The organism is Streptomyces sp. NPDC001781, assembly GCF_053596035.1.
Genome location: NZ_JBSFFI010000013.1, coordinates 154,980 through 168,891, shown reverse-complemented (window position 1 = coordinate 168,891; position 13,912 = coordinate 154,980). Strand labels below are relative to the sequence as shown.

At 72.1% G+C, this 13,912-nt stretch carries 14 protein-coding genes and 1 pseudogene; 10 read left to right on the top strand and 5 right to left on the bottom strand.

The window, feature by feature from the left end; all coding sequences use genetic code 11:
- Positions 1-131 precede the first annotated feature (131 nt).
- Entirely contained in the window at positions 132-1,172 is a 1,041-nt protein-coding gene (sepH, locus tag ACWCV3_RS15195; protein ID WP_451223242.1) for a septation protein SepH, read from the bottom strand.
- Positions 1,173-1,654: 482 nt separating this feature from the next.
- On the opposite strand from sepH, the gene ACWCV3_RS15190 reads away from it, so the two are divergent.
- Positions 1,655-2,407 (top strand): hypothetical protein, encoded by a 753-nt coding sequence (locus tag ACWCV3_RS15190; protein ID WP_451223240.1) that lies wholly within the window; start codon positions 1,655-1,657, stop codon positions 2,405-2,407.
- On the opposite strand, the gene ACWCV3_RS15185 is transcribed toward ACWCV3_RS15190, so the two are convergent.
- A complete protein-coding gene (locus ACWCV3_RS15185; protein ID WP_451223238.1) occupies positions 2,334-3,650 on the bottom strand; it encodes a D-arabinono-1,4-lactone oxidase in 1,317 nt (438 codons plus the stop codon). The genes ACWCV3_RS15190 and ACWCV3_RS15185 overlap by 74 nt on opposite strands.
- Positions 3,610-4,848, bottom strand: coding sequence for an MFS transporter (locus ACWCV3_RS15180; protein WP_451223236.1), 1,239 nt, complete (start codon positions 4,846-4,848; stop codon positions 3,610-3,612). The genes ACWCV3_RS15185 and ACWCV3_RS15180 overlap by 41 nt, the downstream gene beginning before the upstream one ends.
- Positions 4,849-5,023: 175 nt before the next feature.
- On the opposite strand from ACWCV3_RS15180, the gene ACWCV3_RS15175 reads away from it, so the two are divergent.
- Together ACWCV3_RS15175 and ACWCV3_RS15170 are read left to right on the top strand one after the other, a co-directional pair.
- Positions 5,024-6,151, top strand: a complete 1,128-nt coding sequence (locus tag ACWCV3_RS15175; protein ID WP_451223234.1) for a ferrochelatase — start codon at positions 5,024-5,026, stop codon at positions 6,149-6,151.
- An 8-nt stretch (positions 6,152-6,159) separates the two neighbouring features.
- On the top strand, positions 6,160-6,975 hold the full coding sequence (locus ACWCV3_RS15170) for an inositol monophosphatase family protein (RefSeq protein WP_451223232.1): 816 nt from the start codon (positions 6,160-6,162) through the stop codon (positions 6,973-6,975).
- Positions 6,976-7,253: 278 nt separating this feature from the next.
- Here the strand turns inward: ACWCV3_RS15170 and ACWCV3_RS15165 are convergent, their stop codons facing one another.
- Positions 7,254-7,427, bottom strand: coding sequence for a hypothetical protein (locus tag ACWCV3_RS15165; RefSeq protein ID WP_165425622.1), 174 nt, complete (start codon positions 7,425-7,427; stop codon positions 7,254-7,256).
- Positions 7,428-7,839: 412 nt separating this feature from the next.
- On the opposite strand from ACWCV3_RS15165, the gene ACWCV3_RS15160 reads away from it, so the two are divergent.
- The 4 genes from ACWCV3_RS15160 to ACWCV3_RS15145 all read left to right on the top strand — a co-directional run bounded on the left by ACWCV3_RS15160 (position 7,840) and on the right by ACWCV3_RS15145 (position 11,399).
- Positions 7,840-8,493, top strand: coding sequence for a response regulator transcription factor (locus ACWCV3_RS15160; RefSeq protein WP_007387794.1), 654 nt, complete (start codon positions 7,840-7,842; stop codon positions 8,491-8,493).
- Positions 8,494-8,499: 6 nt separating this feature from the next.
- A complete protein-coding gene (locus ACWCV3_RS15155; protein ID WP_451223231.1) occupies positions 8,500-9,780 on the top strand; it encodes a sensor histidine kinase in 1,281 nt (426 codons plus the stop codon).
- A 406-nt stretch (positions 9,781-10,186) separates the two neighbouring features.
- Positions 10,187-10,483 carry a DUF4193 domain-containing protein gene (locus ACWCV3_RS15150; RefSeq protein WP_005481602.1) on the top strand — a complete coding sequence of 99 codons (297 nt, stop codon included), beginning with the start codon at positions 10,187-10,189 and terminating at the stop codon, positions 10,481-10,483.
- 13 nt (positions 10,484-10,496) lie between these two features.
- Positions 10,497-11,399, top strand: coding sequence for a hypothetical protein (locus tag ACWCV3_RS15145; RefSeq protein WP_451223229.1), 903 nt, complete (start codon positions 10,497-10,499; stop codon positions 11,397-11,399).
- Positions 11,400-11,469: 70 nt separating this feature from the next.
- On the opposite strand, the gene ACWCV3_RS15140 is transcribed toward ACWCV3_RS15145, so the two are convergent.
- Positions 11,470-11,934 carry a DUF3093 domain-containing protein gene (locus tag ACWCV3_RS15140; protein ID WP_451223227.1) on the bottom strand — a complete coding sequence of 155 codons (465 nt, stop codon included), beginning with the start codon at positions 11,932-11,934 and terminating at the stop codon, positions 11,470-11,472.
- A gap of 90 nt (positions 11,935-12,024) precedes the next feature.
- Here ACWCV3_RS15140 and ACWCV3_RS15135 point away from each other — a divergent pair, with 90 nt between their 5' ends.
- The 3 genes and pseudogenes from ACWCV3_RS15135 to ACWCV3_RS15125 all read left to right on the top strand — a co-directional run bounded on the left by ACWCV3_RS15135 (position 12,025) and on the right by ACWCV3_RS15125 (position 13,902).
- Positions 12,025-12,603 carry a PaaI family thioesterase gene (locus ACWCV3_RS15135; RefSeq protein ID WP_451223225.1) on the top strand — a complete coding sequence of 193 codons (579 nt, stop codon included), beginning with the start codon at positions 12,025-12,027 and terminating at the stop codon, positions 12,601-12,603.
- Positions 12,604-12,611: 8 nt separating this feature from the next.
- Positions 12,612-13,148: pseudogene (gene dut, locus ACWCV3_RS15130) on the top strand (dUTP diphosphatase).
- A 1-nt stretch (position 13,149) separates the two neighbouring features.
- Entirely contained in the window at positions 13,150-13,902 is a 753-nt protein-coding gene (locus ACWCV3_RS15125) for a DUF3710 domain-containing protein (protein ID WP_451223223.1), read from the top strand.
- The last annotated feature ends 10 nt before the right edge of the window (positions 13,903-13,912 follow it).

Below are 13,912 nucleotides of genomic sequence, written 5' to 3'. Positions count from 1 at the left end.
GTCCTTTCGTGCGGATCAGGCCGGGTCAGGGGGCGGCACCAGCCCCCGCGAGCCCGGCATGGTCCAAACGGGAGAACCAGCGGAAGACGTGAGGGGGTGGAACGCACCCGCGCTCCACCCCTCCGGTGCGGCTACTCCTGCTTCTTGCGCCGGGTGCCGAACACGATCTCGTCCCAGCTCGGCACGGCGGCACGGCGGCCGGGGCGAACCCCGTCGGCCTCGGCCTGACGGTCCGTCGCACCTGTCAGCCGGTCGCGGTGGCTGGAGACGGCGCGGGGCATCAGCACGTCCGCGTAGGCGGAACCGGCCGACGCGGCGGATGCCGGATGCTCCTCCTCCATGACCTCCTCGGCCGCCTCCTCCGGGGGCTCCGGTGGCAGTTCCGGCACCACCAGGTCACCCCGGAAGCTCGGCACGGCCTCCAGCAGGCTGGTCAGGGAGTCGCGTTCGCCCGTCGTCTCCTCCACGGGCTCGGAGGGCTGCGCGGGCAGGCTGGGCCGCTCGCGGTCGCCCCGGTCGAGGGCGCGGTCCATGCCGCGGTCGCGCGGCAGGCGCGCGATGCGCGGGACGAACGGGAAGGTGGGCTCCGGCACCGCGAGGTCGTCGGACTCGCCGATCAGCGAGCGCGCCTCGTCGTCGACGGCCTGGACGAGCCGGCGGGGCGGGTCGTACGTCCAGCTCGCCGAGTGCGGTTCACCCGCGACCAGGTAGACGAGCAGGACCTCCCAGGTGCCGTCGTCGCGGCGCCAGGAGTCCCACTGCACGGTGTCCTTCTCCGCGCCCCGGAGCAACAGCCGCTCCTGCACGGCCTCGCCGAGCAGCGGGCCGGAGTTCTCGCCGGGACGACGGACGGGGGTCTTGCGGGCGCGCTCGGCCATGAAGGCGCGCTCGGCGAGCACCGGTCCCTCGAAGCGGCGGACCCGGTCGACGGGGATGCCGGCGAGCTGGGCGACCTCTTCCGCGGTGGCACCGGCTCGTATCCGCGCCTGGATGTCGCGGGGGCGGAGGTGGCTCTCCACCTCGATCTCGATCTGGCCGAGGCGGGGGCGGTCACCGCGCACGGCGGCGCGCAGCCGCTCGTCGATCGGAAGGGTGTACTCCGTCGCGTCGGCAGCCTTGAGCACCAGCCGTGTGCCGTCATTCGAGACGGCCACGACACGCAGTTCGGGCATGGGGACCTCCCGGATGGTGCCTGCCGACGTCACGTGCGTCGCTGCTTCCGCTAGTCGAGTGTGGCCTGCCCGAGCGCAACGTGCCACAACCTTGCCGAGTTGCCCGGCGTGTCGGGCGCGAGCCGAGCACCGCCGTTATGGCACGGTTACTTGTTCGCAACGCTGAGTGACGAAATTCGTCACCCTGTGCAACTTTCCCCCTCCTGGCGGCCCTGCGAGGCTCCGGACATCCTGATGGGACACCGGTGCCCAGGGCTGGCCACAGTACTCCATTCGGGCCATGCGCGTCTTTCGGCGCGCCGCCCAACTTCTGCCGGGGGGTGCGACTTGGCCGCCCGTGGGCGGATTCCGCCGGGCACCAACGTGGCGAAGTTCACGCAATCCGGCGAAACGGAACTAATGGTTTCCCTTCGCACGTCCCTCACTCGTCACCTGTCGGCAGGAGCCGGCGCAGAGCAAGGGAAAGGCAGCGGGTTCCGGGTATGCGTGAAACGCCCGATGCGGGTCGGAAGCGGTTCGACCTGAACGTCCCCCAGGTCGCGGGCAGCGCGCTCGCGGCGGTCGTGGCGGCCAAGATGGCCTCCTACTTCGGGGTGTACGGCACGATCCTGGGCGCCGGGGTGGTCAGCATCGTCGCCACCTGCGGCGGCTCGGTCTTCCAGCAGTTCTTCCGGCGCACGGGCCAGCAGTTCCGCGAGGCCCGGGACACCACCCGGTCCCGTACGGCGGCCGTCGCCGGTCATCCGGAACCGGTTCCCGGGGAGTTCACCGAGGGCACCGTCTACCGGGCCAAGGTCAAGAGCTGGAAGCGACCGCTGCTCGCGGCCGCCCTGGTCTTCGGGGTCACGATGGGCGGCATCACCCTCTACGAGGCGGCGTCCGGCAGCAGCTTCAGCGGCGGTTCGGGCACCACGGTCAGCGACGCGGTCGGCGGCCGCGACCACTCCTCCCACCGCGAGGACGACCCCACGCCGGCCGGCACTCCGTCCGGCACGACGGGCTCCACCGAGGAGACCCCGTCCGGGGACGGCTCCGCGACCGGTCGGCCCACGACGCCCGAGACCACGCGGACCCCGGATGACGGGCCGAGCAGCGCGCCCGGCGGCGACGCGGCCACCTCGGCCCCCACCCCCGGCGAGGGCGCGACCGACCCGGCGCCGACTACCCCAGAACCCTCCGCAGGTAGTCGTTCTGGAACAGCCGTTCCGGATCCAGCCGGTTCCGCAACGCCGTGAATTCGTTGAAGCGCGGATACAGCCCTGCGAGATGTCCCGCGTCCCGCGTGTGCACCTTCCCCCAGTGCGGCCGTCCCTCGTGCGCGGTGAACACGCGCTCCGCCGCGCTGAAGTACGCCTGGTACGGGGCGCCCCGGAACATGTGGACCGCGATGTAGGCGCTGTCCCGGCCCGAGGCGGTGGACAGGGTGATGTCGTCGGCCGGGGCTGTGCGCACCTCCACGGGGAAGCTGATCCGCAGCCCCGACCGCTCGATCACGGCCTTCAGCTCGCGCAGCGTCTCCGCCAGCGCCGCGCGCGGCACCGCGTACTCCATCTCCACGAACCGCACCCGGCGCGGCGAGGTGAACACCCGGTACGGGATGTCGGTGTACGAGCGTGCCGACAGTGCCCGGCTGGAGACCCGGGCGATGACCGGCACGGAGACGGGGGCGGCGCGTCCCACCCACTGGACCGCCTGGAAGACGCCGTTGGACAGGAACTCGTCCTCGAACCAGCCCGCCGCCCGCCCCGCCGGCCGTGCGGGTCCTTCGCTGCGGTTGTTCCGCTTGGTGTTGGTGCTGCCGGTGTGCGGAAACCAGTAGAACTCGAAGTGCTCGTTCTCCGCCCAGAGTTGATCGAACTCCGCCAGCACCCGGTCGAGCGGCATCGGCTCCTCGCGCGCGGTCAGCAGGAACAGCGGCTCGACGGCCAGGGTCAGCGCGGTGACGACGCCCAGTGCGCCGAGACCGATCCGGGCGGCCGCGAAGACCTCCCGGTTGTGCTCGGCGGAGCAGGTGAGCACCGAGCCGTCGGCGGTGACGAGTTCGAGTCCGGTGATCTGGGCGGCCATGGAACCGGACTCCCGCCCCGTGCCGTGGGTGCCGGTGCTGGTGGCCCCGGCGACGGTCTGCTCCATGATGTCGCCCATGTTGGTGAGCGACAGGCCCTCGCGCGCCAGGGCCGCGTTGAGCCGCTTCAGCGGGGTGCCCGCCTCGACCGTGACGGTCATGGCGGCGCGGTCGATCGCGCGGATGCCGGTCAGCAGATCGGGGCGGACGAGCACCCCGTCCGTGGCGGCGGCGGAGGTGAAGGAGTGCCCGGTGCCCACCGCCTTCACCCGCTGTCCGCGCTCGGCGGCCACGCGTATCTCGGCGGCCAGTTCCTCGACCGAGGCCGGCGTCACCTGCCGGGCGGGCCTGGCGGTGACGTTGCCGCCCCAGTTACGCCACGTTCCGTGCTTCCCGTTCGCCGTGCTGCTCAACGGTGCCTCCCCGCCCCGTGACCGGCCTGCGCAGCCGGCGGTACCCGAGGAAACCGACCACGGCCGCGGTGGCCCCGGCGGCGACCGGGACCCCGTACCCGGCGCGCGCGCCGGCCGCGTCGATCACCCAGCCCGCCATGGCGGAGCCGAGCGCGATCCCGACCGCCAGACCGGTACCCACCCAGGTCATGCCCTCGGTGAGGTTCGCGCGAGGTACGTGCTTTTCGATGAGGGACATCGTCGTGATCATCGTCGGTGCGATGGACAGCCCCGCAACGAACAGTGCCGCGGCCAGAAGCGCCAGGTTTCCGACCAGTAGGAGTGGGATCATACTCGCGGCCATCGCGCCCACACCCAGCAGCCACCGGCGCTGCGGCGGACCGGAGAGGCGCAGCAGGCCGAAGACCAGGCCCGCGACACAGGAACCGGCGGCGTAGAGCGCGAGGACCACGCTGGCCGCGCCCTTGTGGCCGCGTTCGTCGGCGAAGGCCACGGTGACCACGTCGATCGCGCCGAAGACGGCGCCCGTGGCCACGAAGGTCGCCACCAGTACCTGGAGTCCGGGGGAGCGCAGCGCGCTGCCGGTGCCGTGTTCCTCGCGCGGGTGCGGCACCGGTTCGGTGGCGCGCTGGGCGGTCAGCCAGAGGACGCCGACGGCCAGGAAGCACGCCGCCAGCAGCGGACCCGCCTCCGGGAACCAGGCGGTGGACAGGCCGATGGACAGGATCGGCCCGAAGATGAAGCAGACCTCGTCCACCACCGACTCGAAGGAGTAGGCGGTGTGCAGCCGCGGGTCACCGGCGTACAGCGCGGCCCAGCGGGACCGGATCATCGGACCCAGGCTCGGCACCGCGCCGACCCCGGCCGCGAAGGCGAAAAGTGTCGGGTCCGGCCAGCCGAAGTGCGCGGCGAGCAGCAGTCCGGCGCCCGCCGCGAGCGCCACCAGGGTCGCGGGTCGCAGCACCCGGCGCTGCCCGTGCCGGTCCACCAGGCGGGAGATCTGCGGTCCGAGCACGGCGGCGGAGAGCGCCATGGTGGCCGAGAGAGCGCCCGCGAGGCCGTAACGGCCGGTGAGCTGGGAGATCATCGTGACGACGCCGATGCCCATCATCGACAGCGGCATCCGGCCGACAAGGCCCGCTGCGGAGAAGCTCTTGGTGCCCGGTTCGGTGAACAGGGCGCGGTAGGGGCTGGGCACGCGGGGCTCCGTCTGGACTGCTCGGTAAGGCACGAAGAAGGTGGATACAGCTTACAAGTTAGGTGAGCCTAAGGCGTCCGGTCTCCCGCGGGCGTGAACCGGTGTGAAAAGCCGCTTTCCCGGTTCCCGCCCGTGCCGTTTCCTCCCTGTCAGCGGCGGGTGGCAGGATCGAGTCATGTCAGACGTGCTCGATGCCACCCCTTACGACGCCCTCCTCCTGCTCTCCTTCGGTGGTCCCGAGGGGCCGGACGACGTGGTCCCGTTCCTGGAGAACGTCACGCGCGGCCGCGGCATCCCCAGGGAACGCCTCAAGGAGGTCGGACAGCACTACTTCCTGTTCGGCGGGGTCAGCCCGATCAACGAGCAGAACCGCGAACTGCTGGACGCCCTGCGCAAGGACTTCGCCGACCACGGGCTGGATCTGCCGGTCTACTGGGGCAACCGCAACTGGCAGCCGTACCTGACCGACACCCTGCGCGAGATGACCGCCGACGGCCGCCGCCGCGTGCTGGTCCTCGCCACCAGCGCCTACGCCTCCTACTCGGGCTGCCGCCAGTACCGGGAGAACCTGGCCGACGCGCTCGCCACGCTGCAGGCGGAGGGGCTGACGCCGCCCCGGGTCGACAAGCTCCGGCACTACTTCAACCACCCCGGCTTCGTCGAGCCCATGGTCGACGGCGTACTGCGCTCGCTGGCCGACCTCCCCGACGAGGTGCGCGACGGCGCCCACATCGCCTTCACCACCCACTCCATCCCGCTCGCCGCCGCCGACACCTCCGGCCCCGCCGAGGGCCACGGCGACGGTGGCGCCTACGTCGCCCAGCACCTCGACGTGGCCCAGCTGATCGCCGACGCCGTCCGCGAGCGCACCGGCGTCGACCACCCCTGGCAGCTCGTCTACCAGTCCCGCTCCGGCGCCCCGCACATCCCGTGGCTGGAGCCGGACATCTGCGACCACCTGGAGGAGCGGCACGCCGCCGGGGTCCCGGCCGTCGTCATGGCCCCCATCGGCTTCGTCTCCGACCACATGGAGGTCCTCTACGACCTCGACACCGAGGCCTCTGCCAAGGCCGTGGAGCTGGGCCTGCCGGTCCGCCGCTCGGCCACCGTGGGCGCCGACCCCCGCTTCGCCGCCGCCGTCCGTGAGCTGGTCGTGGAGCGGTGCGAGACCGAGCGCGGCCGGGAGATCACGCCGTGCGTCCTCGGCGCGCTCGGCGCGAGCCACGACGTGTGCCCGGTCGGGTGCTGCCCGGCCCGCGCCCCCCGCCCGGCCGCCGCCGGCGCCGACAGCCCCTACGCGTAAGGAACCCCGTGACCGACCCGTTCCACTCCGAACTGCTCCGGCTCGCCCAGGAGGCCGCCGGCCGAGCGGGGACGCTGCTCCGTGACGGGCGTCCGGCCGACCTCGCGGTGGCGGCGACCAAGTCCAGCTCGGTCGACGTCGTGACCGAGATGGACCTCGCCGCCGAGAAGCTGATCGTGGACCTGATCTCCGGACGCCGTCCCGGTGACGGGTTCCTCGGCGAGGAGGGTGCCAGCACCGAGGGCACCACCGGGGTCCGCTGGGTGATCGACCCGCTGGACGGCACGGTGAACTACCTCTACGGGCTGCCGACCTGGGCCGTGTCCATCGCGGCCGAGGTGGGCGGGGAGACCGTGGCCGGGGTGGTCGCGGCCCCGATGCGCGGCGAGACCTACCAGGCCGTGCTCGGCGGGGGAGCCTGGGCCACCGGCGCCTGGGAGGGCGAGCGGCCGCTGGCCTGCCGCCCGGCGGCCCCGCTGGACCAGGCACTGGTCTCCACCGGCTTCAACTACGTCACCGACGTCCGGACCCGGCAGGCGGAGATCGCGGCCCGGCTGATCCCGCTGGTCCGAGACATCCGGCGCGGCGGCTCCGCAGCGATCGACCTGTGCGACCTGGCCTGCGGCCGGCTCGACGGGTACTACGAGCGCGGACTCCACCCGTGGGACCTGGCCGCGGGGGAGCTCATCGCGCGTGAGGCGGGCGCCGTGACCGGCGGGCGGCCCGGAGAGCGCCCCTCGGCCGAGCTGACGCTCGCGGGTACCCCTGCCGTCTTCGAGCCCCTCCAGCGGCTGCTGGGGGACTTCGGCGCCTGGCAGGACTAGGGCCTCTCGTCTGGATCAGGCCGGCCTCGCGGAGGCGGCCTGATCCGGACGAAAGACCCCACAGGACAGCCCTCAGGGCCTGTCCGGCGGCTCATGACACGGACGCGTGGCCTGGCACACCCGCCCGCGGCGTTGTCGTCACTCGCCGACGCTCCGCGTCGACTCCCTCCTCCGGCTCGCACCCGGACGCACCGGACCCCGCTCACCGGGATCGACCGGCACGGCTGCCTTCCCGCACCCCCGTCCCCCGGACAGGCCCCAGGTGCCCGCAAAGCAGGTCAGGCGGGGGTGACCCCGACCTCCACGCCGTGCTCCGCGGCGAGACGGCGCAGGTCGTCCAGCTCACCCTGCTCCACCTCGACGAGGAAGTCGTCCCCCTCGTCGCGTGCCCGCGTCAGATCGGACTCGGTCGCCTTTATGCGCTGCAGAAGTCCCGTGGTGAAAGCGTCCATGCTGCGCCCCCTCGTCCTGGGTCGTGGGTCGGTGGCACGGGATGTGCCGGGTCAAGGAAGGGGCGATCATCGCCGCGGGTGCCCAGCGCTGCCCTGCCGGGCGGCGACGGTGCCGGACACCCGCGCCCGCTCCGCCGAGTGATCGCGGAGCACCGCATGGTGCTGCGGCACATGCAGAGCGTGATCGCGGGGTGTAAAGCCGTCCTCCCCGTCCGCTTCCGCGCGGAAACCTCGTCGGCGGGAGAAATTCCGGCATTCTCGTTCCGCCCCCTCCGTCCCAGTGGCACCCGCAGCCGGCTTACAGCCGACTTACGGCCGAAAAGGGCAGGATGGAGGCCCGATCCCACGGCCGTATCCGCCCGGCCGCGCCCTATGGCGGTCCAACGGGCGGACTTCAGGAAGGACTAGCGACGTGCGTGTACTCGTCGTCGAGGACGAGCAGTTGCTCGCCGATGCGGTGGCCACCGGACTGCGCCGGGAGGCCATGGCCGTCGACGTCGTGTACGACGGTGCGGCCGCCCTGGAGCGCATCGGTGTCAACGACTACGACGTGGTCGTCCTCGACCGCGACCTCCCGCTGGTGCACGGCGACGACGTCTGCCGCCGCATCGTCGAGCTGGGGATGCCCACGCGGGTGCTGATGCTCACCGCCTCCGGCGACGTCAGCGACCGCGTCGAGGGCCTGGAGATCGGCGCCGACGACTACCTGCCCAAGCCGTTCGCCTTCAGCGAGCTGATCGCGCGCGTACGCGCCCTCGGCCGCCGCACCAGCGTGCCCCTGCCCCCGGTCCTGGAGCGGGCCGGCATCAAGCTCGACCCCAACCGCCGCGAGGTCTTCCGCGACGGCAAGGAGGTCCAGCTCGCGCCGAAGGAGTTCGCGGTGCTGGAGGTCCTGATGCGCAGCGAGGGCGCGGTCGTCTCGGCCGAGCAGCTGCTGGAGAAGGCGTGGGACGAGAACACCGACCCCTTCACCAACGTGGTGCGGGTGACGGTGATGACGCTGCGCCGCAAACTCGGCGAGCCGCCGGTGATCGTGACGGTCCCCGGCTCGGGCTACCGGATCTGATCCGCCGTGGCCGCCACACCCGCGCCGCCCCAGGCGCCCCCGAAGCCCACCTGGGATCCCCGTCCCCAGCCGCCCTTCCCCTGGCTGCGCCCGACCATCCGGATACGGCTCACCCTGCTGTACGGCGGCATGTTCCTGATCGCCGGCATCCTGCTGCTGTCGATCATCTACCTGCTGGCCGCGCAGGCGATCAGTACCGGCAACCAGCCGCTGTTCAAGATCGTCGGCTATCAGGACCTCCGCGTCTCCAGCGGCAACTGCCCGGTGATCAACAACACCACCAGCCTGTCGCTGCAGGACTTCAACACGGCGATCAGCCAGTGCGTCGACCACCAGCGCCAGGTCGCCCTCGACAACCTGCTCAGCCGCTCGCTGCTGGCCCTGCTGGGCCTCGCGGTGATCGCCTTCGCCTTCGGCTACGCGATGGCCGGCCGGGTGCTCTCCCCGCTCGGCCGGATCACCCGTACCGCCCGGCAGGTCGCCGGGTCGGACCTGTCCCGCCGGATCGAGCTGGACGGCCCGGACGACGAGCTGAAAGAGCTGGCCGACACCTTCGACGACATGCTGGAGCGGCTCCAGCGGGCCTTCACCGCCCAGCAGCGCTTCGTCGGCAACGCCTCGCACGAGCTGCGCACGCCGCTGGCGATCAACCGCACGCTGCTGGAGGTCCATCTCTCGGACCCGAACGCCCCGGTGGAGCTGCAGCAGCTCGGCAAGACCCTGCTGGCCACCAACGAGCGCAGCGAGCAGCTGGTGGAGGGCCTGCTGCTGCTGGCCCGCAGCGACAACCAGATCGTGGAGCGGGGCCCGGTGGACCTGGCCGAGGTGGCCGGGCAGGCCATCGACCAGGTGCGCGGCGAGGCGGAGACCCGCGGCGTGGAGATCCGCAGCGAGCTGGAGCCCGCCGTGGTGCGGGGCAACGGGGTGCTGCTGGAGCGCATCGCGCTCAACCTCGTACAGAACGCCGTGCGCTACAACGTGGCCCCCGACGAGACGCAGCGCGACGGCGAGGCGGCGGAGAGCGGATGGGTGGACGTGAGCACGGCGGTCGAGCACGGACGCGCGGTGCTGACCGTCACCAACACCGGTCCGGTGGTGCCCGCCTACGAGGTCGACAACCTCTTCGAGCCCTTCCGGCGGCTGCGCACGGAGCGTACGGGCAGCGACAAGGGCGTCGGGCTCGGGCTGTCCATCGTGCGGTCCGTGGCGCGGGCGCACGGCGGCCACATCGCGGCCGTTCCGCGCGAGGGCGGCGGTCTGGTGATGCGGGTGACGCTGCCGTTGTGACCGGCCTTGTCACAGATCCCGACACTCGCGGAGGATGTTCGCTTCGCGCGGAATTTTCCGAGCACCGAAAGAGGTTTTTCCTGTGTGATCCATCACATGGGCGGATTTCCGGCCATGCACTGTCCGTGATCATGAAGGGGGCCGGAAAGCCGGGAAAATCCGGGTTTTCAGGGCTCCTGATCACGGGAAGTACACGATGAGGCGCCTTTGAGGTGCGGCATCCGGACCGTGTACGGTCCTCACCGCCATCCAAGCCGATCACTCGAGAGGGGCCGGGTTGGGTGTCGATTGAGTAACAGACCTTGATGTGAGGCAAAATCTCCGCCTCAGGTCGGGCACAAGTCCGGCCTCTCACGCGTTACGTGCGCTGAAGACACCGCAGACACCCAGAGGGGGAGAGCGACACATGGCAACCGATTACGACACTCCACGCAAGACCGACGACGACGTCGACTCGGACAGTCTCGAAGAGCTGAAGGCCCGCCGGAACGACAAGTCCACCTCCGCGGTGGACGTCGACGAGTTCGAGGCCGCTGAGGGCCTCGAGCTCCCGGGAGCCGACCTCTCCAACGAGGAGCTGGCAGTCCGCGTGCTGCCCAAGCAGCAGGACGAGTTCACCTGCATGAGCTGCTTCCTGGTCCACCACCGCAGCCAGTTGGCCCGTGAGAAGAACGGCCAGCCGATCTGCCGCGACTGCGACTGAGGACGGGTCGGCCGTGACTGGCTCGACCCCTCCGCGGAAGCGCCGCTTCCACCTTCCGGGAGCGGACAAAGGGCTCTTCAGGAGCTCGCACGGCACACGTGACGAAGACGAGCGGGGCCCCGCCCGACCGGGGGCCTCGCTCGAACCGGCGTCTGAGACCGACGCGGCCAGGACGGACCAGCCCGGCCGCGCGGCGGCGATGCGGGCCCGCGCCCGCCTGCTGGCCCGCGAAGGCGCCCGCAGAGGCGGCACGCACGCCCGCGCGGGACTCGCCTACATCGCCGACCGGGTCATCGACCTGGCGCCGCGCGTCCCCGTACGCGACCTGGCGACGCTGCGCCGCCAGTTCCCGGGCCTCGGGCCCGAGCAGCTCGCCGACAAGCTGGTGGCCGGAGCGGCCGCCGGTACCTCCACGGTCGGCGCCGGCATCGGCGCCGCCGCCATGCTCCCCGTACCGCCCGCCCTGCCCACCGAGCTGGCCGCCGAGATCACCGGGGTCGCCGCGATCGAGCTGAAGCTCATCGCCGAACTCCACGAGGTCTACGGCCTGCGCCCGCCGGGCGGTCTCCGTGCCCGCAGCACCGCGTATCTGTCCTCCTGGTCGGGGGAGCGCGGGATCGAGGTGACGAAGCCGGCGTCCGTCGACGCAGCCCTCAGCGGCCGGATGAAGCGCGAACTGCGCCAGCAGATCATGAAGCGCATGGTCCGCAACCTGCCCAACCTCATGCCGTTCATGGTCGGCGCCGCCGTCGGCGCGGTCATGAACCGCCGGGACACCAGGAAGCTCGCTGCACGAGTGCGGGCCGACCTGCGCAGGAGCCAGGTCCCCTGGGACAGGCTGACCGACCTGCCGCCGCTGGAGGAGCCCGATGACCCGCTGAGGATCACCGGGTATCCGGAGGGCACCGGCAGTTGACGCCCCGCGGGCCGGGGCCTGCCGTCCGGATCGAGCCGGGCTGGTCCGGACCAAAGACACTGGACGCGGCTCAGGCGGCCGGGGCCTTCGCGCCCGCGATCGCCGCGGCCAGCTTCTCCGGCTCCCGCGTCGACAGGTACAGGTAAGGCGTCGGGTCCTCCGGGTCGGTCACCTCGACCCGCAGCGCCGTCGGGATGTAGGCCCGCAGCAGCAGGAACGCCCGGACGTCGGCCTTGTACGTGCGCCAGGCGCGTGCCTCCTCCGCGTCCAGCACCTCGGTCGCGCCGAGTGCCGACACCGGGATCCGCGCCTCGCCCGCGATCAGCGCGTCGCCCACCACCCGGATGCGCGGGGAGCCGTACGCGCTGGCCATCACCGCCGCGACGGCCGTGCCGCCGACCAGGCCGCCGAGCAGCGGCAGGGTGCCGAAGGGCAGCAGGATCAGGGCGAAGGAGACACCCACGAGCACGCTGATCAGCCACCACGAGCGCGGGGCGGTCAGGCGTTCTTCGTAGGGGGCGGCGGAGAGCTGCATGAGCCAAGCTTGGCACGGTGGACGGACATCCCGGACGCCGGGGCGGCGGCGTGGTGGCGGCCACAGGGGGGAGCGGTAAGGTCTGCGCCTGTGAGTTCAGCCAGCCTCCAGCCCCCCGCCGACGCACAGCCCCCCGTCCGGCACCCCGACGCCCCCGCGCCCGGTGAGCCGCTCGGTGCCCACTACGAACACTGTTTCGGCTGCGGCCCCGGTCAGCCGCACGGGCTGCACCTGGAGGCCCGCGCCGGCGCCGGCGTCTCGCTGATCGCCGAGTTCACCGTCCAGCCCGCCCACCAGGGCGCCCCCGGCCTCGCGCACGGCGGCGTGCTGGCCACCGCCCTGGACGAGACCCTCGGCTCGCTGAACTGGCTGCTGCGCACCATCGCCGTCACCGGACGGCTGGAGACCGACTTCGTGGCCCCGGTCCCCGTCGGCACCGTGCTGCACCTGCAGGCCGAGGTCACCGCCGTCGCCGGCCGCAAGATCTACTCCCGCGCGACCGGCCGCATCGGCGGCCCCGAGGGACCCGTCGCGGTCCGCGCGGAGGCGCTGTTCGTCGAGGTGAAGGTCGACCACTTCACCGAACACGGCCGCGAGAGGGAGATCCGGGCCGCCATGAGCGACCCGGACCAGATCCGGCGCTCCCGCGCCTTCGAGGTGAACCCGTGAGCGCCCGGCTGGACGTCTCCCTGCGCCGCATCGACCCCGGCGTACCGCTTCCGGCGTACGAGCACCCCGGTGACGCCGGAGCCGATCTGCGTACCACCGAGCCCTGCGAACTGAGGCCCGGTGAGCGGGCCGTGCTGCCGACCGGCGTGGCTGTCGCGCTGCCCGAGGGGTACGCGGCCTTCGTGCACCCCCGCTCGGGGCTGGCGGCCCGTTGCGGAGTGGCGCTCGTGAACGCCCCGGGGACGGTTGATGCCGGGTACCGTGGAGAGATCAAGGTGATCGTGGTGAATCTCGATCCGCGCGACAGTGTGCGGTTCGAGCGCTTCGACCGGATTGCCCAACTGGTCGTCCAGCAGGTCGAGAGGGTCCGCTTCCGTGAGGTCGCGGAACTTCCCGGTTCGGTGAGGGCCGAGGGGGGCTTCGGGTCCACCGGAGGCCACGCCTCGGTGGACGGCTAGCGCGGCACGACGGTCCGGCCGCCGCGGGGTGGCCGGGCGGGTGGGAATCGATACGCTTCGGTCGTATCCGACCGGGAAGGACAGTGACGTGTTCGGACGTCGCAACAAGAAGGGTGCCGCCGAGGACGCGGCCGGCGAGGCCGAGCAGGTCGTCGACAGCGTCGACACCGAGGCGGAAGAGCAGACGCGGGTACGGCTCGAGCCCGAGCCGCGCCCCGACGGACCCTGGGACTCCACCGAGGTACGCGACCCGGCCGAGGGCCGCGTCGACCTGGGCGGTCTGTTCGTACCCGGGGTCGACGGCATGGAACTGCGGGTAGAGGTCGCCGGTGACGCGATCGTCGCCGCGACCGTCGTCCTGCGCGACAGCGCCGTCCAGCTCCAGGCGTTCGCCGCCCCCAAGCGCGAGGGCATCTGGGGCGAGGTCCGCGAGGAGATCGCCGGCGGCATCACCCAGCAGGGCGGCATCGTCGACGAGGTCGAGGGCCCCCTCGGCTGGGAGCTGCGGGCCCAGGTGCCGGTGCAGCTCCCGGACGGCACGGGCGGCTTCCAGGTCGTGCGGTTCGTCGGTGTGGACGGCCCGCGCTGGTTCCTGCGTGGCGTGATCTCCGGCCAGGGCGCGGTGCAGCCGCAGGCGGCCGGGCTGCTGGAGCAGATCTTCCGGGACACGGTCGTGGTGCGCGGCGAGGGCCCGATGGCGCCCCGCGACCCGATCGTCCTCAAGCTGCCCAACGACGCCCAGATGGTCCCCGAGGGCGTCCAGCAGCAGGAGGAGGGTTCCCGCTTCTCCGGCGGCATGGGCCAGCTCCAGCGCGGCCCGGAGATCACCGAGGTCCGCTGAGCACAGAGGT

Bases quoted from the DNA above. Each gene is read 5' to 3' on its own strand.
- ACWCV3_RS15140 (WP_451223227.1), bottom strand. From the start codon at position 11,934: ATGCAGCTCTCCGCCGCCCCCTACGAAGAACGCCTGACCGCCCCGCGC.
- ACWCV3_RS15190 (WP_451223240.1), top strand. From the start codon at position 1,655: ATGCGTGAAACGCCCGATGCGGGTCGGAAGCGGTTCGACCTGAACGTC.
- sepH (WP_451223242.1), bottom strand. From the start codon at position 1,172: ATGCCCGAACTGCGTGTCGTGGCCGTCTCGAATGACGGCACACGGCTG.
- ACWCV3_RS15165 (WP_165425622.1), bottom strand. From the start codon at position 7,427: ATGGACGCTTTCACCACGGGACTTCTGCAGCGCATAAAGGCGACCGAG.
- ACWCV3_RS15150 (WP_005481602.1), top strand. From the start codon at position 10,187: ATGGCAACCGATTACGACACTCCACGCAAGACCGACGACGACGTCGAC.
- ACWCV3_RS15175 (WP_451223234.1), top strand. From the start codon at position 5,024: ATGTCAGACGTGCTCGATGCCACCCCTTACGACGCCCTCCTCCTGCTC.